The sequence below is a fragment of the Paenibacillus sp. MZ04-78.2 genome (assembly GCF_024213375.1).
GTDB lineage: Bacteria > Bacillota > Bacilli > Paenibacillales > NBRC-103111 > Paenibacillus_G.
Map to the genome: position 1 here is coordinate 33,720 of NZ_JANAVJ010000034.1, position 22,582 is coordinate 56,301.

The 22,582-nt window shown below is 53.0% G+C and carries 17 protein-coding genes; 14 read left to right on the top strand and 3 right to left on the bottom strand.

Annotated features, from left to right (window positions below; all coding sequences use genetic code 11):
* Positions 1–12: 12 nt before the first annotated feature.
* Positions 13–1,857, bottom strand: a complete 1,845-nt coding sequence (asnB, locus tag NLX71_RS20060) for an asparagine synthase (glutamine-hydrolyzing) (RefSeq protein ID WP_254365540.1) — start codon at positions 1,855–1,857, stop codon at positions 13–15.
* A gap of 309 nt (positions 1,858–2,166) precedes the next feature.
* On the opposite strand from asnB, the gene NLX71_RS20065 reads away from it, so the two are divergent.
* The 7 genes from NLX71_RS20065 (at position 2,167) to NLX71_RS20095 (ending at position 9,552) form a co-directional block, all read left to right on the top strand.
* Positions 2,167–2,508, top strand: a complete 342-nt coding sequence (locus tag NLX71_RS20065) for a hypothetical protein (RefSeq protein WP_090669457.1) — start codon at positions 2,167–2,169, stop codon at positions 2,506–2,508.
* A 225-nt stretch (positions 2,509–2,733) separates the two neighbouring features.
* The gene (locus tag NLX71_RS20070) at positions 2,734–3,642 is read left to right on the top strand and encodes a hypothetical protein (protein ID WP_254365541.1); all 909 of its coding nucleotides are present in this window, start codon (positions 2,734–2,736) and stop codon (positions 3,640–3,642) included.
* A gap of 171 nt (positions 3,643–3,813) precedes the next feature.
* A complete protein-coding gene (gene tig / locus NLX71_RS20075; protein WP_254365542.1) occupies positions 3,814–5,103 on the top strand; it encodes a trigger factor in 1,290 nt (429 codons plus the stop codon).
* A 348-nt stretch (positions 5,104–5,451) separates the two neighbouring features.
* Positions 5,452–6,042 carry an ATP-dependent Clp endopeptidase proteolytic subunit ClpP gene (gene clpP / locus NLX71_RS20080; protein ID WP_090669449.1) on the top strand — a complete coding sequence of 197 codons (591 nt, stop codon included), beginning with the start codon at positions 5,452–5,454 and terminating at the stop codon, positions 6,040–6,042.
* A gap of 15 nt (positions 6,043–6,057) precedes the next feature.
* On the top strand, positions 6,058–7,323 hold the full coding sequence (gene clpX, locus NLX71_RS20085) for an ATP-dependent protease ATP-binding subunit ClpX (RefSeq protein ID WP_254365543.1): 1,266 nt from the start codon (positions 6,058–6,060) through the stop codon (positions 7,321–7,323).
* Between the two features lie 103 nt (positions 7,324–7,426).
* The gene (gene ispG / locus NLX71_RS20090) at positions 7,427–8,536 is read left to right on the top strand and encodes a flavodoxin-dependent (E)-4-hydroxy-3-methylbut-2-enyl-diphosphate synthase (RefSeq protein ID WP_254365544.1); all 1,110 of its coding nucleotides are present in this window, start codon (positions 7,427–7,429) and stop codon (positions 8,534–8,536) included.
* 239 nt (positions 8,537–8,775) lie between these two features.
* Complete coding sequence (locus NLX71_RS20095) at positions 8,776–9,552, top strand: divergent polysaccharide deacetylase family protein (RefSeq protein ID WP_254365545.1); 777 nt, start codon at positions 8,776–8,778, stop codon at positions 9,550–9,552.
* A gap of 64 nt (positions 9,553–9,616) precedes the next feature.
* On the opposite strand, the gene NLX71_RS20100 is transcribed toward NLX71_RS20095, so the two are convergent.
* Positions 9,617–10,324: an N-acetylmuramoyl-L-alanine amidase family protein gene (locus NLX71_RS20100; protein WP_254365546.1), complete on the bottom strand. Its 708-nt coding sequence runs from the start codon at positions 10,322–10,324 to the stop codon at positions 9,617–9,619.
* A gap of 211 nt (positions 10,325–10,535) precedes the next feature.
* Here NLX71_RS20100 and lonB point away from each other — a divergent pair, with 211 nt between their 5' ends.
* The 7 genes from lonB (at position 10,536) to NLX71_RS20135 (ending at position 21,119) form a co-directional block, all read left to right on the top strand.
* On the top strand, positions 10,536–12,242 hold the full coding sequence (lonB, locus tag NLX71_RS20105; RefSeq protein WP_254365547.1) for an ATP-dependent protease LonB: 1,707 nt from the start codon (positions 10,536–10,538) through the stop codon (positions 12,240–12,242).
* A 119-nt stretch (positions 12,243–12,361) separates the two neighbouring features.
* Positions 12,362–14,692: an endopeptidase La gene (gene lon, locus NLX71_RS20110; RefSeq protein ID WP_254365548.1), complete on the top strand. Its 2,331-nt coding sequence runs from the start codon at positions 12,362–12,364 to the stop codon at positions 14,690–14,692.
* Positions 14,693–14,935: 243 nt separating this feature from the next.
* A complete protein-coding gene (yihA, locus tag NLX71_RS20115; protein ID WP_254365549.1) occupies positions 14,936–15,586 on the top strand; it encodes a ribosome biogenesis GTP-binding protein YihA/YsxC in 651 nt (216 codons plus the stop codon).
* 269 nt (positions 15,587–15,855) lie between these two features.
* Positions 15,856–18,900: an efflux RND transporter permease subunit gene (locus NLX71_RS20120; RefSeq protein WP_254365550.1), complete on the top strand. Its 3,045-nt coding sequence runs from the start codon at positions 15,856–15,858 to the stop codon at positions 18,898–18,900.
* Positions 18,901–19,080: 180 nt separating this feature from the next.
* A complete protein-coding gene (locus NLX71_RS20125) occupies positions 19,081–19,668 on the top strand; it encodes a non-ribosomal peptide synthetase module (protein WP_254365551.1) in 588 nt (195 codons plus the stop codon).
* 389 nt (positions 19,669–20,057) lie between these two features.
* A complete protein-coding gene (speD, locus tag NLX71_RS20130) occupies positions 20,058–20,459 on the top strand; it encodes an adenosylmethionine decarboxylase (RefSeq protein WP_254365552.1) in 402 nt (133 codons plus the stop codon).
* 129 nt (positions 20,460–20,588) lie between these two features.
* Complete coding sequence (locus NLX71_RS20135) at positions 20,589–21,119, top strand: S-adenosylmethionine decarboxylase (protein ID WP_254365553.1); 531 nt, start codon at positions 20,589–20,591, stop codon at positions 21,117–21,119.
* A 177-nt stretch (positions 21,120–21,296) separates the two neighbouring features.
* On the opposite strand, the gene NLX71_RS20140 is transcribed toward NLX71_RS20135, so the two are convergent.
* Positions 21,297–22,453, bottom strand: a protein-coding gene (locus NLX71_RS20140; RefSeq protein WP_254365557.1) for an IS3 family transposase whose coding sequence is annotated in 2 segments (ribosomal slippage) — positions 21,297–22,198 and positions 22,198–22,453 — 1,158 coding nt in all. Because the reading frame shifts where the segments join, the coding sequence is not laid out codon by codon here.
* Between the last annotated feature and the right edge of the window lie 129 nt (positions 22,454–22,582).

Sequence of the window (22,582 nt, forward strand, 5' to 3'; positions counted from 1 at the left end):
GCCGTACGGCTATTACTGAATCGATACTTTGTAATGGCGGAGCCACGTGTCGACTTGGGCCAAATAAGCGAACAGCTGCGGTCCGGTCATCAGCTGGCCGAACCAAGGCAGCTGGAAGCGGCCTTCGTGGTCCTCGGCGAGGGTGCGGATTTTGGCCGTATCGATGAACGGAAGCAGAGGCGAGGAAGGATCGTTTAAGATGTCCAATACCCGGGAACGGACGGCGGTTAAATAGTTTGGATTGTGCGTTTTCGGATACGGGCTTTTTTTGCGGGTCAGCACGTCTTCGGGAAGAATGCCGCGGAGCGCTTGGCGCAAAATGCCTTTTTCCCGGTCGCCGGCCGTTTTGACCTCCCACGGAATATTCCATACGTATTCGACCAGCCGGTGATCGCAGAACGGCACGCGCACTTCGAGACCGACCGCCATGCTCATCCGGTCTTTGCGGTCGAGCAGCGTCGGCATAAAGCGGGTAATGTTCAAATAGGACATTTCCCGCATCCGGTTCTGCTGTCCGTTCTCGCCGGCCAGACGGGGCACTTCGGAGAGAGCTTGCCGGTAGCGGTCCTGCACGTATTGGGCGGGCTTTACCCAATCGACGAATTCGGGAGAGAGCAGGGCGATGCGTTCGGGGGTCGCCAGCGACCAGGGGAAGGTTCCGGCATTCAGCGCTTCCTCCCGGTGAAACCAAGGGTACCCGCCGAAAATTTCGTCGGCCGCCTCGCCGGATATCGCCACTGTGGCGCCTTTTTTAATTTCCCGGCAAAATAAATAAAGCGAACCGTCCACATCGGCCATTCCGGGCAAGTCCCTGGCCAGCACGACAGTTCGGAGCGCCTCGACGAGCTCCGGCGTATCGAATTCGATCGCGTGATGCACGGTTCCGAGGTGTTCCGTCATACGCTTGATCCAAGGCGCATCCGCATTCGGCTGAAAGGCGCTTGCTTGGAAGTGCTTGTCGTTGTCGACATAATCGACCGAATAGGTGTGCAGAGCTCCGAGCCCTTGCTGCGCATAGTAGTGGGCGGCAAACGTCGTTAGCGCGCTGGAATCGAGCCCGCCGGATAAGAGCGTGCAGATCGGCACATCCGAGGCGAGCTGTCGGATCACCGTGTCCTGAAGCAGCTCGCGCACTTTGGCGGCCGTCGTCTCCACATCGTCCTCGTGCGGCTTGCTTTCCAGCTTCCAGTAAGCGCGTACGCTCAGGCCGCGCGCATCCATGACCATGCAGTGCCCCGGCTTCAGCTCCTGCATATTTTTATAGACCCCGTGGCCCGGCGTGCGCGCCGGCCCGATGGCGAAAATTTCCGCCAGCCCTTCGCCGCTGATCTGAACCGTAAAGTCCGGATGCGCCAGGATGGCCTTCGGCTCCGAACCGAACAGCAGCCGGCCTTCCGAATAGGAATAGAAAAGAGGCTTGACGCCCAGCCGGTCGCGTACGAGGAACAGCGATTGCTCTTCGTGGTCCCAAATGGCAAAGGCGAAAATGCCGTTGAGCCGGTCGACGCAGGCTCGGCCCCATTCGACGAACGAAACGAGCAGCACCTCGGTGTCGCAGGTGGTGGCGAACCGGTGGCCTCGCTGCTCCAGCTCTTTTTTCAATTCGGGCGCATTGTATAGCTCGCCGTTATAGACGATGGTTATTGTATTATCCCCGACTTTCCGGGTCATGGGCTGGGCTCCGCCCGCCGGGTCCATGACGCTCAGACGGCGGTGGCCAAGCGCGCAGCGGGGCGTAATCCAGCTGCCGGAGGCATCCGGACCGCGCGAGGCGAGCGTATCCGTCATCGTTTCGAGAACGGACGGATACTGGGTCAAATCCTTGTTCCAATCAATCCATCCCGTGATTCCACACATAGCTTTCATCCTCTCCGGTCTTCCAGAATCTGTCGCTCCCATGAGGGGGCCAAAGATGACAGCAAGATGTTAAAGGTTATGCTTGGCGGGAGTGGATGATGTCTGTCCGGGCAAGCCGAGCCGTGGAAAACTTGATGAAAAAATGGACAAACGGACGAAGAAAAGTTACACTTAGCGTAGGTGTATTTTTATAATGGCCTGCGTCTCGGAAGCCGATGTATAGAAAGCGTCGGTTTTGTCTCACGCTATAGCTGGAGGAACGATAGGCAGGAAGACAATTGATCAACAGGTAAAGGTGGTTCATCATTAATGAAAAGAACGTTCTCAGAACAACAAAAAGAATACAAGGAAGCCAAAGACAACTTCGAGAAGGCGAATAAAGAATTCGAACAAAAGCTCGCTACGACGAAAAAACTCGGTAACGTAACTCCGGAAGTGATGGAGCAGCTTGTCGGCGATACGGGACTTCATATTGCATTGAACCGGCTCGGTGCGGCGGAAGCCGCGCTTCTGAAATGGTCGCACGAGATGATTCAGAACGAACGCGACTATTTGCAAAATAAAGAGCAGGTCGACCGCATGTACGGTTTCATCGATCAAAATCCGCACATTAAAGCGCAGCTCATCCAAGCCGCGATGAAAATGGAATAGATTTCGGGAAATGGAACGCTGAAAAGCGCAGCCCGGATGCCGTGTTTATACGCATCCGCGGCTGCTTTTTCATGTCCGCATACCGCGCGTCCGAATCCGGTATCCTAATATTAAGGGGACGATGGAATGGACAGGAAATCGATCGCGGCAGGAGATTTTGCTTTCGCTTCTTTTTTGGAGTACACTGGCATTCATAAAGAAGCTTAGCAAGAAAGGCGGTGTTTCATGAGCGGGCAGACCAATGACAATGTGATTCTTTTTCCAAAAACCGTCGAATATTATCAATTCGAACTGACCCGGCTCCTTGAAGCGGAACGCTACGGAGAAGCGATGAAGCTCCTCCGCTTTTTGCTTGCCTGTCAATCCGACGACAACCGGGCGCGGGAAGAATGGCGGTCCTTGCTCGACTGGCTGCAGGTCATGTTTCCGGACTTGGCGCTCGGGCAGGCGGACGAAAGCCAAGAGCTCAGCGAAGCGGACCTGCTGCGGCAGCATTTGCACGCCAAGGGCGAACAGAAAGGCGACTATGCGAAGCGGCTGCTGGCCAGCCTGCGGGAGCAGCGGGCCGTGGACAAGCAACTGCTGGCTCTGGATCAGCTCGCGTTTCTGGAAGACGAATCGATCGACGAAGAGCTGCTCGGTTGGTTGAAGGAGGATGCCGGACGGCATCCGCTGATCGAGTTCAAGGCGCTGCAAACGCTCAGGAAGCGGGGCGTGACCGGCAGCGTAACGCTGCACAAGAACAGCGAAGCGGCGATCGTCGAGATCGAGGATACGCCGGAGGCCTTCGATCAGTTTCCTTCGCAGATTCAAGAGATTATCAACCGCGTGCAGGAAATCAGCGAGACGCAGCACCCGGCGCTCTCTTATTTTGCATCGGAGACGTGGAACGAATTTTTGGCATTTATTTATGGAACTTCCGCTTACAGACAAATGCTGCGGCAGGACCCGACCTGCGTGGACGTGTGGGCAGCAGCGCTGCATTTGACCTTGCTCGAACAAGTATTTGAAGGCGGAGACAAAGCGGAGCTGTTCGAATTGTACGGGATTACGTCGAAGCTGGCGTTTCAGTGGGAGCAGGCTTACCGGATGATGCAGCAATTCGCCGCAAACGTATTCACCCGGAGATTATAAAATGGCGCCGCGGGACGATTTCCCGACGTTTCCGCGTTTGAAGCCTTGAAAACCGCATTTATTACGGTTATAATATAGTGGTTATATCGGCGGGCTTGTCCGGGCTGTACCGCGACTCCGCCAGAACGTGACAAAATTGCGATGGATAATTTTTGGAGGGGAAAGCATAAAATGAAAGCAAGCTGGGAAAAAATAGAGAAGAACGTAGCCGTTCTTGATATTGAAGTGGACGCGGACCAAGTAGCCGCCGCTCTGGACAAGGCATTCAAAAAAGTTGTGAACAAAGTTAATGTTCCTGGCTTCCGCAAGGGCAAAGTGCCTCGCTCTATTTTCGAATCGAAATTCGGCGTGGAAAGTTTGTATCAAGACGCTCTTGATATCATCGTGCCTGACGCTTACATGGCAGCCGTTCAAGAGACGGGCATTCAGCCGGTGGACCGTCCGGAAGTGGACGTCGAGCAATTCGGTAAAGGCCAAGTTCTGAAGTTCAAAGCGAAAGTTACCGTGAAGCCTGAAGTCGAGCTTGGCGAGTACAAAGGCATCGCGCTCGAAGCTCCTTCCGTCGACGTAACGGCCGAAGAAGTGAACGAAGAGCTGGAAAAACTGCAAAAGCGCCATGCGGAACTTGTTCCGGTAGAAGCAGGCGCAACCGAGAACGGCGACATCGTCGTAATCGACTTCGAAGGCTTTGTGGACGGCGTTCCTTTCGAGGGCGGCCAAGCGGAGCGTTATTCGCTTGAGCTTGGCTCCGGCAGCTTTATCCCGGGCTTCGAAGAGCAAGTCGTCGGCCTGGAGAAAGACGGCGAGAAGGACATCACCGTAACGTTCCCGGAAGACTACCATGCGGAAGAGCTGAAAGGCAAAGAAGCTGTTTTCAAAATCAAGCTGCATGACATCAAGCGCAAAAACTTGCCTACGCTCGACGACGAGTTCGCTAAAGATGTGAGCGAGTTCGAGACGCTGGACGAGTACAAAGCGGATTTGGAGAGCAAGCTGAAAGAGCGCAAGCAAAACGAAGCTGATCGCAAAAAAGAAAACGATCTGGTAGAAAAAGCTTCCGAAGCTGCGCAAGTGGAAATTCCGGAAGTCATGATCAATGACGAATCGGAGCAAATGGTGAAAGAATTCGAAAACCGTCTGCGCACGCAAGGCATGAACATCGACATGTACTATCAGTTCACCGGTCAAAGCGCCGACAACCTCAAAGGTCAAATGCGCGCTGACGCCGAGAAGCGCGTACGCAACAACCTCGTGCTTGAGGCAATCGCGAAAGCGGAAAGCCTTGAAGCGACGGAAGAAGAAATCAAAGCCGAGCTGGAGAACCTGGCCCAAATGTACGGTCGTTCCGTTGACGAAATCTACAGCATCTTTGCTTCCAACGGCAATTTGGGATCGCTGCTGCAAGATATCGTCAACCGCAAAACCGTGAAATTCCTGGTTGACAACAGCAAAACGGCTTAATTGGAAATTATATAAACGCGAAGAGACATGCAAAGGCACGTGTACATCCATGCGTGCCTTTGTTTTACCTTAAATCACGTTTGACGTTTCCCCGAAGCATGCACATAAGAAGTACATAAGCATAACATAATAAGCGTTATATACGAGCAAGCGAATCATTACATATGCGGTACATTGTGAAATACATAGTCGGCAGCAAAGCAGTCCTGTCCCGTCGGGTGTACGTTAAAATACCCGCCACGTTTGCGTGTATCGGAGAGGAAATGACTTTAGTCTTTAAACGTGCTACAATGTTTTGAGTAAGGCTCGAAAATGAATTGCATTTTATGAAGTAAAGGGGTTGGGACGATGACTCTGGTACCTATGGTTGTGGAACAGGAAGGCCGCGGCGAACGCTCTTACGATATTTACTCGCGTTTGCTGAAGGATCGTATTATTTTTTTGGGCAGCGCGATCGATGACGACGTCGCCAACCTGGTTATTGCCCAGTTGCTTTTCTTGTCGGCAGTAGATCCCGAGAAGGACATTCAATTGTACATCAACTCCCCCGGCGGTTCGGTGACGGCCGGTATGGGTATATATGATACAATGCAATTTATCAAACCGGACGTTTCGACGATTTGCGTCGGCATGGCCGCCAGTATGGGTTCTTTGCTGCTTACGGCAGGAGCCAAAGGCAAACGCTTGGCGCTTCCGAACAGCGAAGTGATGATTCATCAACCGCTTGGCGGCGTCCGCGGGCAGGCATCGGATATTAAAATTCATGCCGACTGGATTATCAAAACAAAGCAGAAACTAAACCAAATCTATGTGGAGCGTACGGGGCAGCCTTACGAAAGAATCGAACGCGACACGGACCGTGACAATTTCATGAGCGCCGAAGATGCCAAGGCGTACGGTCTCATTGATGCGGTTATCACTCGCAGTGATCTGACTTAGAAAAGGAGTGATCCCATGTTTAAATTTAACGATGAAAAAGGCCAGCTCAAGTGCTCGTTCTGCGGCAAATCCCAGGAGCAGGTGCGCAAGCTGGTTGCCGGGCCCGGCGTTTATATATGCGACGAGTGCATCGAGCTTTGCACGGAAATCGTTGAGGAAGAATTGGGTCACGAGGAAGAGCTCGACCTGAAAGACGTGCCGAAGCCGAAGGAAATCCGCGCAATTCTGGATTCCTACGTCATCGGGCAGGAACAGGCCAAAAAATCGCTGTCGGTTGCCGTATACAACCATTACAAACGGATCAACTCGCAGCAAAGCAAGCTCGAAGATGTCGAACTGCAAAAGTCGAACATCGTCCTTGTAGGTCCGACGGGCAGCGGGAAAACGCTGCTGGCTCAAACGCTGGCCAAAATTTTGAACGTCCCGTTTGCGATCGCCGACGCGACGTCTTTGACGGAAGCCGGATACGTAGGGGAAGACGTCGAAAACATTTTGCTGAAGCTCATTCAAGCGGCTGATTACGATGTGGAAAAAGCCGAGCGCGGTATTATTTATATCGATGAAATCGATAAAGTGGCCCGCAAATCGGAAAATCCGTCCATCACCCGCGACGTTTCGGGCGAAGGCGTACAGCAAGCCCTTCTGAAAATTTTGGAAGGCACGGTTGCATCCGTACCGCCTCAAGGCGGACGCAAGCATCCTCATCAAGAATTCATCCAAATTGATACGACGAACATCCTGTTTATTTGCGGCGGGGCATTCGACGGGCTTGAACAGATCATTAAGCGCCGGATCGGCAAAAAAGTGATCGGCTTCGGCACGGACGGTCATAAAGCCGACCTGAAGCCGGGCGAATATTTGTCCCTTGTGCTTCCGGAAGACTTGCTGAAATTTGGTTTGATTCCGGAATTCGTGGGCCGTCTGCCGGTCATCTCGACGCTGGAGCCGCTGGACGAAGCAGCGCTTGTCCGCATCTTGACCGAGCCTAAAAATGCTCTTGTCAAGCAGTATCAAAAGATGCTGGAGATGGATAACGTGTCCCTTGAATTCGAACCGGAGGCGCTGGAGGAAATTGCGAAAGAAGCGATTAAGCGCAATACCGGGGCGAGGGGGCTGCGCGCCATTATCGAAGGCATTATGCTGGAAGTGATGTACGAGGCGCCATCCCGCACGGAGAACTCCAAATGCATCGTGACCAAGGAAGCCGTACAAGCGAAGATCATACCTCAGATCACCGCAGCGGACGGCCAGTCCATGAAGAAAAAAGAAGAAAGCGCGTAAGCGCCGGATATATAAAAAAACCAAACGCCTCCAATCCGCAGGGACCGATTGATTCGTCCCCCGGAGCGGAGGATGTTTGGCATCATGGGAGAGAAGAAAACACATGTTCCATAGAACGGAAACGGTTCCGGTTAAAGTCGGCAATCTAACCATCGGCGGCAGCAATGACGTGATTATCCAGAGCATGTGTACGACCAAGACGGCGGATGTAAAGGCTACGGTGGCCGAGATTCATCGGCTGGAGGAAGCGGGATGCCAGATCGTCCGCGTTACAGTCAACAATAAGGAAGCGGCGGAAGCGATTAAAGAAATCAAGAAGCAGATCTCGATTCCGCTTGTGGCTGACATTCATTTTGACTACCGACTCGCTTTGCAGGCCATTGAGAACGGGATTGACAAAGTAAGAATTAATCCGGGGAACATTGGCCGCCGCGAGAGGGTAGAAGCCGTCGTTAAGGCCTGCAAGGAGCGGGGAATTCCGATCCGGATCGGCGTCAACGCCGGTTCGCTTGAGAACCACTTGCTGGAAAAGTACGGCTATCCGACGCCGGAAGCGATGGTCGAAAGTGCCCTGTATCATATCAGCATTCTCGAAGAGCTCGATTTTCGTGATATCATCGTCTCGTTGAAGGCATCCGACGTCCCGATGGCGATTGCCGCTTATACGAAAGCCGCGGCAGCCTTCCGTTACCCGCTGCACCTTGGCATTACGGAGGCCGGGACATTGTTCTCCGGCACTGTGAAGAGCGCCGCAGGCTTGGGTGCGCTGCTAAGCATGGGGCTCGGTTCAACGATCCGGATTTCGCTCAGCGCCGACCCGGTTGAGGAAGTCAAGGTATGCCGCGAGCTGCTGAAATCGTTCGGGTTGATCACGAACGCCGCCACCTTGGTTTCTTGCCCGACTTGCGGACGATTGGATATCGATCTGTTTTCTATCGCGAATGAGGTGGAAGAGTATATCTCCAAGCTGAAGGTGCCGATCAAAGTATCCGTACTTGGCTGCGCGGTTAACGGCCCGGGTGAAGCCAGGGAAGCCGATATCGGCATTGCTGGCGCCCGCGGTGAAGGCTTGTTGTTCCGTTACGGCGAAATGATCCGCAAAGTACCGGAAGCCGAGCTGCTGTCCGAGCTGAAGAAGGAAATCGATATTATCGTCGAGCATTTTGAGCGTACGGGCGAGATTCCCGGCCGAAAGCATCACACGGCGATTTAATACGGCACATCATAACTACACCCGCACATTGCAAGCGGAGGGAAGCGTTACGGCTTCCCGCCCGGCATTGGCGGGTGTATTTTGTTTGTTTAAAGCTTGGCGTCAAAGAAAATCGGGAGCTCCTCAACACCGTAGACTAAGCTTCCAATCGGCTGGGACCCCTTGGAAACCGTTTGTATAGGTTTCTGGCGTACTGCAAACAATGAAGCTAGGAAATTACGGATAAGGGGGTACGGTCCATGAGAAGGAAATGGTGGGTGTCCGTCGCAGGATGGCTTTGTCTATGCGTCATCATTCCGGCAACCGCAGTTGGACAGTACACTGCTATCGAACCGGTGGCAGAAACGAAGCAAATTGCCGTCGTTATCGACGATTTCGGTAACGGTCAAGCGGGCACCGAGCAAATGATGGAGCTGCCGATTCCGTTTGTTGCGGCGGTCATGCCTTTTTTGCCAACAACGAAACGCGATGCGGAATGGGCGCATAAGCTGGGCAAGGAAGTTATCGTACATCTGCCGATGGAGCCGCGGAACGGAAAGCCGGAGTGGCTTGGTCCGGGAGCGATATCGACGAGGCTGCCCGATGATGAAATTCGCCGCAGAGTCATTGCCGCCATTGAGGATGTGCCGCATGCGGTAGGCATCAATAACCACATGGGATCGAAGGCCACATCCAACGAAAGGGTCATGCGCATTGTGCTGACCGTATGCAAAGAGCGCAACTTGTATTTTTTGGATAGCCGGACGACCGACAAGAGCGTCATTGGTAAGCTGGCGAAAGAAATGGGCGTGCGCACGGCGGAAAACAATTTGTTTATGGATGATACCTACACCCGGAACCATATTCTCAAGCAAGCGGTAAAGCTGCAAAAGCTTGTCCGCGACAATGACAGCACGATTGTCATCGGCCACGTCGGTCCGCCGGGGAAGCATACCTCCGAAATTTTAAAGCAATCGATTCCGACTCTGCAGCAGCTTGGCGGACATTTTGTACCGGCGTCGCAATTGATGAAATAATTTACCCCAATGCAAAAAAAAGACCGCGAACTGCCGTGAAATCGGCTTGCTATGCGGTCTTTTACTATTGTTGCTGCTGCATATACTGCTCAACGCCCGCAGCGATGGCGTCCGCAATGCGCTGCTGGGACTGGGCCTCGGATAGCATCCGGCGGTCATCGGCATTTGTAAGGAAGCCCATCTCGACGATAACCGTTGGCGCTTTCGAATACTTCAACAAATAAAACGTCCGGCCCGGCACAGACTTGTCGCCCGTACCATATAGCGCATTCATCGCTGCTTGCACGGCTTTGGCGAGTTGCTTGCTTTGCGGTTTCGCTTGATGAATGAGGATCGCGCCTCGTTTGGAGGAATTGCGGGCAGAGTTGACGTGCAGACTGATCATGATTTTGGGCTTGACCTCATTGCACAGATGGCTGCGCTGAGCCAAGTCCTTGATATGTCTCGAACGAGTTTTTAACCATAAGTTTTCTCCGCTTAGCGCGTAATCGTCCATCCGGTTCATTAAGACGACGTACCCTTTTCTGCGCAACGTCTCGTACGTTTTTTTACCGATCGCCAAATTAATATCTTTCTCCAGTAACTCACCGTACGAGGTGCCCCCGTCGATTCCGCCGTGACCTACATCGATTAAGACGTCGACGCTCGATATGGCGGGATTGGCAGATTTTAGCTCCGGCAAGTACCAGGATTCGGGCACCGATGCTTCCGCATGTCCGGCTTGAAAAGTCAGAACGGTCAGCGCCAGCATTGCGGCAACGGCAAGTTTCATTGCCCGGCTCCATAGATTCAGCCTCGACATCCGCCGCTCAATCCTTTCGCGAAAAATCGTCCGCAGCTTAATTCGTATCACATGGTTGTAGCATTCCCCAAAAAGTTTCTTAAAGCACAGCGATTAATGCTACTATGACAGGGCAATACTACCAATTATATGAATGCCGTAGCGGCTGGTCAGGCGGCCGTGAGCAATAGGAGGGATTAGATTGAATATCAGTGTGGTTTTGATGGTTATCCAGTTGTTTTTTGCCATCGTTATCGGTATGTATTTTTGGAATTTGCTTCGCAATCAGCAGACGAACCGTTCCGCCGTCGACAAGGAATCGAAGAAAGAGCTGGAGAAGCTGCGCAGGCTGCGATCCGTCTCTTTAAATAAACCGTTAGCCGAAAAAACAAGACCGACTGCCATGGACGACATCGTCGGGCAAAAGGAAGGGCTGCGTGCCCTGAAAGCGGCGCTGTGCAGCGCCAATCCGCAGCACGTGATCATCTACGGTCCGCCTGGCGTCGGCAAAACAGCCGCTGCCCGCGTCGTATTGGAGGAAGCGAAGAAAAATCCGGAATCGCCGTTTCGTCCGGACGCCAAATTTACCGAGATCGATGCGACGACGGCGCGATTTGATGAGCGGGGCATTGCCGACCCGCTAATCGGCTCGGTTCACGATCCGATCTATCAAGGAGCGGGAGCTATGGGAGTTGCCGGTATTCCGCAGCCGAAACCCGGGGCGGTAACGAAGGCGCACGGAGGGATTTTGTTCATTGACGAGATTGGTGAATTGCATCCGCACCAAATGAATAAATTATTAAAGGTGCTTGAAGATCGCAAAGTATTTTTGGAAAGCGCATATTACAATTCCGAAGACACGAATGTGCCGAGTTATATTCACGACGTGTTCCAGAACGGCCTGCCTGCGGATTTCCGGCTTGTAGGGGCAACGACACGCAACCCGCAAGAGCTGCCTCCGGCAATCCGCTCGCGCTGTATGGAACTTTATTTCCGTCCGCTGTTGCCGGAAGAAATCGGCTCGATTGCCACCAAAGCGCTGAAAAAAATCGGATTTCCCGACTGTCCTTCCGCGATTGAAGTCGTTAAGAAATATGCGACCAACGGGCGCGAAGCGGTAAACATTATTCAGCTTGCGGCAGGGATAGCGCTGACCGACCAGCGCCGAGAGCTGTCGGCCGCCGACATCGAATGGGTTGTCAACAGCTCGCAAATTCCGCCGAGGCCGGAGAAAAAAATTTCCCAGCGTCCGGAAATCGGGTTGGTTAACGGATTGGCCGTATACGGACCGAATCTCGGAATGCTGCTTGACATTGAAGTGACCGCCATTCCGGCGGTGCAGCCGGGCACGGGGCATTTTACGATTACCGGTGTCGTCGATGAGGAAGAGATGGGCGGCGGGTCGCGGACGTTACGTCGCAAAAGCATGGCGCGCGGTTCCGTCGAAAACGTGCTTACCGTCCTGCGACGGCTCGGCTTACATCCATACGATTACGACATGCATATCAATTTTCCGGGCGGCATTCCGATCGACGGACCGTCGGCCGGCGTATCGATGGCCGTAGCGATTGCTTCCGCCATCAAACGGATTCCGGTCGACAACCATCTGGCGATGACCGGCGAAATCAGCATTCACGGCAAGGTTAAACCGGTAGGAGGCGTTATTGCCAAAGTCGAGGCTGCTTTTCAGGCTGGAGCGACCAAAGTCATCATTCCGAAGGAAAACTGGCAGGAAGTTTTTGCGGGACTTAACGGATTGGAAGTCATTCCGGTCGACTCGGTAGAGGAACTGCTTCATCACGCTCTCGGTATTGAAAGCGCCCATTTGGCTGCCGAGCCTCCTGCCATGCCTCAAGAGACAGTCAGCGGCGCCTCCGTTACGATTTTGCACGCCGATGCGCTCGAATAGAGTGGTTGGCGTCTCTTTATTCGTAAGAGCGGAAACCGTCGACCCGATTGGTGTTTTAAAATCAATTTTGATAAAATGTAAATCACATGTATGTAAGTATAGTCTGGAGGTGCTCGCGGATGGGAACGAGCAAACAGAAATTGCGACGCTTGCCGCTGCTTCCGCTCCGGGGGCTGCTGGTGTATCCGAGCATGGTTCTGCATTTGGACGTGGGCAGGGAAAAGTCGGTACGGGCCCTGGAGAAGGCTATGGTCGAAGACAGCATGATCCTGCTGTGCTCACAATCCGAGGTGAATATCGAGGAGCCGAAAACCGAGGATATTTACCGGATTGGCACGATATCGAAAGTGCGGCAAATGCTCAAGCTGCCGAACGGAACGATCCGCGTGCTTGTGGAAGGCGTCGTTCGCGCCGAAATTGCGGAATTTCTGGTAAACGACGAATACTACGAGGTACACGTCAGGGAACTCCCTGAGCAGGAAACGTCCGATCCCGAAATCGACGCGTTGATGCGCACGGTGCTGAACCAATTTGAAAATTATATCAATCTTTCGAAAAAAGTGACCCCGGAAACGTTGGCCGCCGTATCCGACATTGACGAACCGGGGCGGCTCGCGGACGTGATTTGCAGTCATTTATCGTTAAAAATTAAAGATAAGCAAGAAATTTTGGAAACGGTCGATGTCCGGCTGCGGCTTGAAAAGCTGCTCGGCATCCTGAACAATGAGCGCGAGGTGCTCGAGCTCGAACGCAAGATCAGCCAGCGCGTCAAGAAGCAGATGGAGAAGACGCAGAAGGAATATTATTTGCGCGAGCAAATGAAGGCGATTCAGAAGGAGCTCGGGGACAAAGAAGGACGGGCCGGCGAGGTCGTGGAGCTGCGCAACCAGCTCGCGCAAAGCGACGTGCCTGAGAAGGTGAAGGAAAAGATCGAGAAGGAAATCGATCGGCTTGAAAAAATGCCGGCGACTTCCGCCGAAGGCTCGGTCATCCGCAACTACATCGACTGGCTGCTTGGCTTGCCTTGGGCCCAATCGACCGAAGACGACCTCGATATCCGCAAGGCCGAGGAAATTTTGAATCAGGATCATTACGGCTTGGAGAAGCCGAAAGAGCGTGTCCTTGAATATTTGGCCGTACAAAAGCTGGTCAAGAAGCTCAAAGGACCGATTCTATGCCTCGTCGGTCCTCCCGGGGTCGGGAAGACGTCGATCGCCCGTTCGATCGCCAGGTCGCTCGGCCGGCAGTTCATGCGCATTTCCTTGGGCGGCGTGCGCGACGAAGCGGAAATCCGTGGACACCGCCGTACGTATGTGGGCGCGATGCCGGGTCGGATTATTCAAGGGATGAAAAATGCGGGAACAAACAACCCCGTCTTTCTGCTGGACGAAATCGATAAAATGGCGATGGATTTTCGCGGCGACCCGGCTTCCGCTCTGCTGGAAGTACTGGACCCGGAACAAAACAGCACGTTCAGCGACCACTTCGTCGAAGTGCCGTTCGACCTGTCCAACGTCATGTTCGTAACGACGGCCAACGCCATACACAACATCCCGCGGCCGCTGCTCGATCGGATGGAAGTGCTGTACATTCCGGGGTACACGGAAATTGAAAAGCTGCACATCGCGCGCAACTACTTGCTGCCGAAGCAGCAGGAGAACCACGGTTTGCAGGACGGCCAGCTCGTCGTAGACGAGGACGCGCTTATGAGCACGGTGCGCGAGTATACGCGCGAGGCGGGCGTCCGCAACCTGGAGCAGCAAGTTTCGTCTATCTGTCGGAAGGCGGCCAAGGAAATCGTCGGCGGGGCGACTGCCGTGCATGTGAAGGCCGACAACCTGAAAGAGTACCTTGGTCAGCCGAAATTCCGCTACGGTATGGCAGAGGAGCACGATCAGGTCGGCGCGGTGACCGGGCTTGCCTGGACGGAAGTCGGCGGCGACACGCTCGTTATCGAAGTGACGGTGATGCCTGGCAGCGGCAAGCTAACACTTACCGGGAAACTCGGAGACGTCATGAAGGAATCCGCTCAGGCGGCTTTCAGCTACACCCGTTCGCGGGTCGAGCAATTCGGCATTCAGCCGGACTTCCATGAAAAATACGATATCCACGTACACATTCCGGAAGGCGCCATCCCGAAGGATGGCCCGTCCGCCGGCATTACGATGGGCACGGCGCTCATCTCGGCTTTGACCAATATTCCGGTTTCGCGTCACGTCGCAATGACGGGAGAGATCACGCTTCGCGGCCGCGTGCTCCCGATCGGCGGCCTGAAGGAAAAAGCTCTCGCCGCTCACCGCGCGGGCATCCGCACGGTTTTGCTGCCGAAGGATAATGCCAAAGACATCGAAGAAATTCCCGAGAGCGTGCGCTCCGAGCTGACGTTCATCCCGGTCGCGCATATGGATGAAGTGCTCGAACACGCTCTGGTCAAGCCTGTAGGCGTATAATAACAGGCGTTGGGAGGGATGGGGGTTCGTCATTATCATTCATTTCAGACAACGTGAGGAAAAGTATTTTCGCGGAAAGTTTACGGCCGCCTTTGAAATCAAGTTGTATCCGCTAAGGACTATAATAGACAACTTGAATTTCAAGAGCGGTGGAGCGGAAATATTTTTCCGGCCCGGCAGATCAGAATGATTTTTTACGAACTTCATCCTTTCCAACGCTCCACCAAGAAATGAGTGAAACGTATGAAGGTCAATCAAGCTGAATTCATCATCAGCGCGGTTGGTCCGAGCCAGTATCCTACGGATGCCTTGCCGGAGATTGCTTTGGCAGGGCGTTCCAATGTAGGGAAGTCTTCGCTGATCAACCGGATGATCAACCGTAAAAACTTGGCCCGTACCAGCTCCAAGCCCGGCAAAACCCAGCAGTTGAACTATTACAAAATTAATTCCGATTTGTTCTTCGTCGATTTGCCGGGGTATGGGTATGCGCAGGTGTCCAAAACTGAACGTGAAAAATGGGGCAAATTTATCGAAAATTATTTGCTCCACCGGGAATTTTTGAAGCTGGTCCTGCTCATAATCGATCTTCGCCATCCGCCGTCCAAAGACGATCAAGCCATGTATTCGTGGCTGAAGCATCACGGCACGCCGATTTGCATCGTGACGACGAAAGCGGATAAAATTCCGCGCAGCAAGTGGCAGCAGCATATGAAGATCGTCAAGGAAACACTGGGAGCGGACAAGTCGGACCCGGTTGTCCTATTTTCATCCGAATTGGGACTCGGGAAAGACGAGCTGTGGCAGATCATCGAACAGAAGATCGGCTATGGCGCCGATACGGCAGTGGAGGGACAGCCCGAGACGCAGTCCGAATCCTCCGAGCAAGAACATTAATACGCTGCCCTCCAAGGGCAGAAAACCAAAAAGGCTATTCCTCGATTTCCGGTTTCTTGTACCGGTAAACGGGAATAGCCTTTTTAAGCTTGATCTTTGGCAAGTGCAAGCAAGATCTCGGCGACCAGCCCACCGACCGTATGGCGCAAACCAATACAATGATTTTTCATCCAGCGGATTCCTCCTTCGTATAATCTGCCGCCTTTTGCCCCAAACTTGGAGCAAGAGACTTTGGATTCCACATCCCGAGCGAGGAGCGTCAGAGCGAATTGAACCTGTTAACTCGTTTCAGCTTAAAAAATGCGGCCGCCATCCTGTTAGGCTCAATCCTACTTATGCTCGGCGGGATATACGCTTTCACGTCCCTGAAAGTGGACTTGCTGCCGGATGTGGAACTACCCACGTTAACGGTGCAGGCCGTGTATCCCGGGGCAGCTCCCGCCGATGTGGAGGAGCGGGTGACGCGCGAGCTGGAACGAAGCTTGAAAGCGCTCAGCGGCCTGGAATCATTAACGAGCCAATCGATGGAAAGCTTCGCCGTGGTGCAAATGAAGTACCTGATCGGGACGGATATGGAGCTGGCCTCCCGTCAGGCAGAGGACGTGTTCAAGGGGCTGAAGCTTCCCGAAGGCGTGACGCCCAAAGTGACGCGATTGAATTTCAGCGTGCTGCCTATCCTGAACTTGGCCGTATTCTCGAAGCAGAGCGATTCCATTGAGGAGCTTATCGTTCAGGACATTCAGCCGGAACTGGAAAAAATCCCTGGCGTCAGCAGCGTGGCGGCAGGCGGCTTAAAAGAAAGTTATATCCGAATTGCCGTCGATCCTGCCAAAGCCAAAGCATATAATCTAACCTTAACCCAAATTCAGCAAAAAGTGCAGGGGCTATTTTTATCCTTCCCGGCCGGTTCCGTGGTTGAGAACGAACTGGTCATCCCGGTCCGAGTCGAGCAGCGCGCCGCCGGCATTCAGGAATTGAAGCGGCTTGCGATCGAGGTACAAACGGGTTTCCCGCCTGTCCCCACAGAGATCGCGCTTGAAGATATCGCCGCTGTGCAGCCGATAGAGGAAGCGTCCGAGCTGGTTCGTTACAACGACAAAAGCGCCCTGGCTCTATCCATTTCCAAAAAACAAGATGCCAATACGGTCCAAATCGCCGATCAGGCATTTGCCGTGCTGAACAAGCATCGGGACCGGATCGATTACGCGCTCGCTTTCGATCAGTCGGAAGGGATCAAAAAGTCGGTCGAAAGCCTGCAGAGAGAAGGACTGTACGGAGCGCTGTTCGCCTCTTTGGCGGTGCTGCTGTTTCTGAGGAATCTAAGAGCAACGCTCATCGCCGTCTTATCCATTCCTTTGTCTTTATTAATCGCATCGATCATTTTAAATCGCATGGACATCACCCTGAACGTCATGACGCTGGGCGGCATGGCCATTGCGGTAGGGCGGGTGGTCGACGACAGCATTGTGGTGATCGAAAATATTTACAGACGCATGAGCCGAAGAAAGCCCGGCGAAGACCGGACGCAAATTACGCTGGATGCGACCAAAGAGATTATGGGCGCGATCACATCGTCCACCTTGACGACCGTCGTCGTGTTTTTGCCGCTCGGCTTCGTGGGGGGAATTACCGGGACGTTTTTTAAGCCGTTTGCGCTGACTGTCGTCTTTGCGCTCGTCGCTTCGCTGCTTGTCGCCGTTACGCTCGTTCCGATTTTGGCCAAAGCTTCGTTCGGGCGCATCCGGGAGACGGAGGAGCGGGAAAGCGCGCTGCAGCGGGGGTACGCGGCAGTGCTCGCCTCGGCGCTGCGGCACAAATGGACCGTCATCGCCGTTTCGCTGGCGGTGCTTGCCGGGTCGCTTCTGCTGGTGCCGAAGCTCGGATTTATTTTTTTGCCGAACGAAAAGCAGCGGATCGTCGCCGCCGGAGTACAGCTGCCGCCTGCTTCCCAGCTTCAGAAAACGAACGAAATATCCAAAGATATTGAAAAGATGCTCCGCGAACAGGCGGACGTTTTCGAATACGTATTTACAACCATCGGCGGGCTTGATTACCGTTCCGGTCTCAAGCAGGAGAATCGGGCGCAATACATGATGAGCGTGAATCGCTCGGCCGATATCGAAGCCGTCGTGAAGACGCTCGTGGTCAAGATGGATGCCATCGTAAAAAAGAGCTCGCCGGAGGGAACCGTAACGGTGCAGGCAATGAGCTCCGGCGGCCCCATGACCGGAACAAGCGTCGAAGTCCGGCTGTTCGGCAGCCAGCCGGACCGGCTGGGAGAAGCCGCCAAGCGGATGGAGGACCGGCTGAAGCAGATGCCTTATCTGCGCTCGGTTCAAAACAATTTCCGCGAAAAACAGCGGCAGTGGGCCGTCCGCATCGATCCTGGGAAAGCCGCCGCGGCAGGAGTCGACCCCCAGTTGGTGCTTGGAGTCGTCGCGGACCGGACCAAACCGGTCGAGATCGGCACGTACAAGCTGGACGGCAAGCCGCAAAAGCTGGAGGCCATTTATACGGCGGGCCCCGCCAATGCGGCTGAGCTGGAGCAAATGTCGCTGTTTGGTAAGAAAGGCCCGGTGCTGCTTCGCGATATAGCAGCCGTCGAAGCATCCGATACCGTATCCGCGATTCAGAAGCTGGACGGCAAGCCTTATGCCGCGGTCAGCGCGGAGCTGACCGGAAACAACATTAGTCAAGTGACGCAGGACGTGAAGGACGCGGCTTCTGCTGTCCCGCTGCCGGAAGGTGTTACGCTCGGTTTCGGCGGCGGCAGCGACGAGACGGAGAAGACGTTTAAGGATCTGGGCGTGGCGATTGCCGCTGCCATCGGGTTGGTTTATTTGGTTATGCTCGTCACCTTTGGCCAAGCGCGCGTTCCTTTCATCATCTTGTCTTCACTGCTGTTCGTCCCGGTCGGCGCAGCTTTCGGCCTGTATATGATCGGCGAGCCGCTGTCGGTCAGCGCCATGATCGGTCTGTTGATGCTGGTCGGCATCGTCGTGACGAACGCGATCGTGCTGATCGACCGGGTGCGTCAAAACCGCGACAGCGGGTTAAACATACGCGAGGCGCTTATCGAAGCGGGCAAAACGCGACTGCGTCCTATTCTGATGACCGCATTCGCTACCGTCTGCGCGTTGATTCCTTTGGCGTTGACCGAATCGGAGGGCAGTTTGATTTCCAAAGGGCTAGCCGTCGTCGTGATCGGGGGCTTGGTTACATCGACGCTGCTGACGCTGGTTATCGTGCCGGTGTTATACGAATTGTTTTTTCATCGTCAGCGCCGCAGGGAACTGCGGAACAAAAGGAGGTAAAACGAGTTTTTAAGCTTTTATGCCGCCCTCCTGCGAGGAAAACGCGGAATTTTCTGATTTCCGGCGAAAATCAATGGCTGCCCGGCAGGAATATTAAATAATTATGTAGTATAATGTATATAGACAATAGAATCAGGCTCACAGACATATGGTTTGAAAAAAATGAATCGAGGGATTTTTATGGCAATTAGGTTAGCGACCGAATACGTCAAAACCTGCCTGCAGCTTACGGAAGCCGAGATGGCCAAGTTCATTCGGATGTTTGTCGATCACGGAGCCTCTCTGCAAGTCAAAGTACTCGAAAACGGAAATCAAGAGGTGGTATTGCCGGACGACGCCGGCGAAGAAATCGTGCTGTCGTTCCAACGTGAAATGAACTTGTATGTATGCCGGGGAACATGCCGCATCCGCAACAAAAATTTGGTTAACCTGATGCGCAAAGCCGTAGCCGAATTTAGAGGCGACGCTGTTGTGCATCGCATTTATGCAGCATACACAATGGTTTATACGTACAAGCAAGGCGCAGTTATCCGGATTACCGAGAAAAAGGACGCCGCGGAAAAAGTAATTTACGAATATCGGGACACCGTCGGACAATTGGAGCAGCTGTTCCATAAGAATGAGGTGGAGCAGGAAATCCAAATGCTCAAAGCCCAAGTGAATCATCTGCTCGACATGAGAAACGAGATGCAAGAAGCCGCCATCCGCGAGCATATCGACGGGCGTTTGCACAAACTTACCCATCGCTTGTTCGTACTCGAAGCTTAACATATATTCTTTTGGACTTCTCGATTATAGCGGAAAAAGCTCTTCCTGATCGCCCATAACAAGGGCAGGGAAGAGTTTTTTTGTATTTTAAAAAAAACGGAAAAGTTGGGCTTGTCCGGCGCTTCGCTGCTTACACCCCGGGCGGGCTTCGGGCATAATTTATTGTTGTGTGCCGCCCTGCGGCAGGTAAATATGGCCTGTGCAAAAAAAAGGGTTGCATTTCTGTTCAATAGATGTTATTTTTATCTTCGTTGAAAACAAAATAGGAACCAGGATTCACTCAGGACATGTAATGTTGCGAGAGATTATTCCCTCGGGAAGTGAATGACGTAGGTCCTAGCGGATGAAATTTTCAAAACATTTTATTCCTAGGAAGGGGGAACCGGAAGATGGAATATTCAACTTTCGGAAGACACGTAGCTGTAGACACTTGGGGAGTAGATTTTGAACTTCTCAACAATGCTGAATGGTTACAAGCGCAAATGGTAGAAGCTGCTGAGGTATGCGGAGCAACCGTTTTGTCGGTACAATCCAAACAATTTGAGCCCCAAGGGGCAACCGTTCTGGTCATGTTGTCGGAAAGTCATCTCTCCATTCATACGTATCCTGAGAGAGGATTTGCTGCCCTTGACTGCTATACTTGTGGCGAGACGGTAGACCCTCAACTCGCGATCGAGCACATGCTGTCCGTGCTGAAGCCGGAAGTATCTCATGCAAAGAAACTGGTTCGCGGTTTGGGCGAACTGCAAGTGGAAACACCGGTATTAAAGCAAGCTGAATTGGTAAAATAATTACAAGCGCATATACAATAACCACGGATGATTCCGTGGTTATTTCTTTTGCCCCGGGCCCATACACTCTCAAAGAGAGCTTGGTTCCTGCGGCGTCCGTCCGCCGCAGGCAGAGGAGGGGGACCCGGGTTGAAAAGATTCAGAAAAAAGCTGTTCATGTACTTGATCGTAGCTGTGCTGATCATCTGGCCCGTTCTGCAGATCGCAGAGCTGATCGGTCGTAAGGCACCGCCCGAAAAAGCGGAGAAGCTGCTGTATCAAGTATCCCTCTTTCAAATGGAGCTGCTCGGCAGTTACTTGCAGGAAACCGGCAAGCTCAAGGATACCGATTCGCTCGGCGCGCTCCATCAAGCCGTTTACTCGGCTTCGTTCGCGCACGATCATCTGGCGCTTGCCTACGGCGAAACCAGCTTGGCGAAGCTCGATTCGCTCGCCCAGCTCATGCAATATTTGCTGCGCCTCCAGGTTGGCGGCTCCCGCGCTCTGCGCGCGGAGGAGGCCAAGACTCTCGGAGACGTTTCGAAGCTGTACGCCGACCTGTACGAGGCTTATGGTAAATTGATGTCGAGCGGCACCGACATTGTCGATTCGCAGAACGACCGTTTGATGAAATCCGACAAAGTGATCGCCGATCTCCTGCGCAAAAAGCTGCTGCAATAATCGTTGTAATCGTATAGGCCTACCCGTTTCGGAGGAAACTAAAACTGGCAGCCTTAGGCAGGGCGAGGAGGTATGGTAGGCAAGGTAGAAGTAAGAAGCTGCTGGCAGGAAAGGGGAGCGGCGGTTGGCCGAAACATGGGCAAGTGTGGACTTCTGTCAATATAGTAGACACAGATTTCAACAATTTACCGTGTTAAAGTAGTATTGTCGTTCAAAATCAGTTGGCGTGCAGTAACCGATCGTCGAGTGAATACGCTCATTGTTGTAAAAAACTTCGATGTACTCAAAGATGCTTTTCTCGGCTTCAGCACGGGTCTCATATTTGTTCAAGTAGATAAGTTCCTTTTTGATGATACTGTGAAAAGATTCAATGCAAGCGTTATCGTAGCAATTCCCTTTTCGGCTCATGCTCCCGATCATTGAATAGACCTGAAGCTGCTTTTGGTAGTCCTGGGAGGCGTACTGGCTGCCGCGGTCGGAATGATGCAACACCTCTCCATCGGGCTGCTGACGGCCGTAGGCTTGCTTGAGCGCCTGCAGCACCAGCTCTTTTGTCATGCGGTCACCCATATGCCATCCGACTATCTTGCGGGAGTATAGATCCATTACGCTTGCCAGATACAGCCAGCCCTCCCCGGTCGCGACATAAGTAATATCCGTCACCCATTTTTCATTCGGTTTACTTGCCGTAAAGTCTTGGTTGAGCACGTTGTCTTGTACCGGCAGGCTGTGCTTGGAATTCGTCGTAGCTTTATATTTCTTGACGGTTCTAGACCGCCACTCTTGCTTCTTCATGATGCGTGTCACGGTCCGTCCCGATACGCTGACTCCTTGCTGATGCAGCTTCTGTGTGACTTTTGGACTCCCATAAAGCTGACGGGAATCGTCGAACACTTCCTTGACCTGCTCTGTCCATTCTTTGTGCTGGCGCTCTCGCTTGCTTTCCGGGCGATCACGCCATTTGTAATATCCGCTGCGAGATACGTTCATTACTTTGCACAACTTCTCCAGCCGGTACTCGGAGCGGTATTCGTAGATGAAAGTATATTTTACCGACGGTCTTTCGCGAAGAAGTGCATAGCCTTTTTTAAGATTTCGTTCTCCTCTTGCAGTTCTCGTATTTGCTTTTGCAGTTCCCGCAATTGGTGATCTTCCGACTTGAACGCTTGATGCTGAGCGATTTCCGGCTCACCGCCGAACTTCTTCATCCAGCCATACAACGTGTTGTCCTTGATCTTCAGTTCGCGGGCGACTTCCGCCACCGCCTTACCGCTCTCTTTCACATACTGTACGGTCTTCTTTTTGTAGGTCTCATCGTAGAGAGGTTTTTTCATCTTTGACACAGTCCTCCGATATCAGTCGTTTCATCAGTGTAATCTGTGTCTACTATCCTGAAAATTAATTATCTTGTAAAAGCTTCGAAGGCATCACTAAATTAACCCGGTAACATCTGTTTTTTTAAA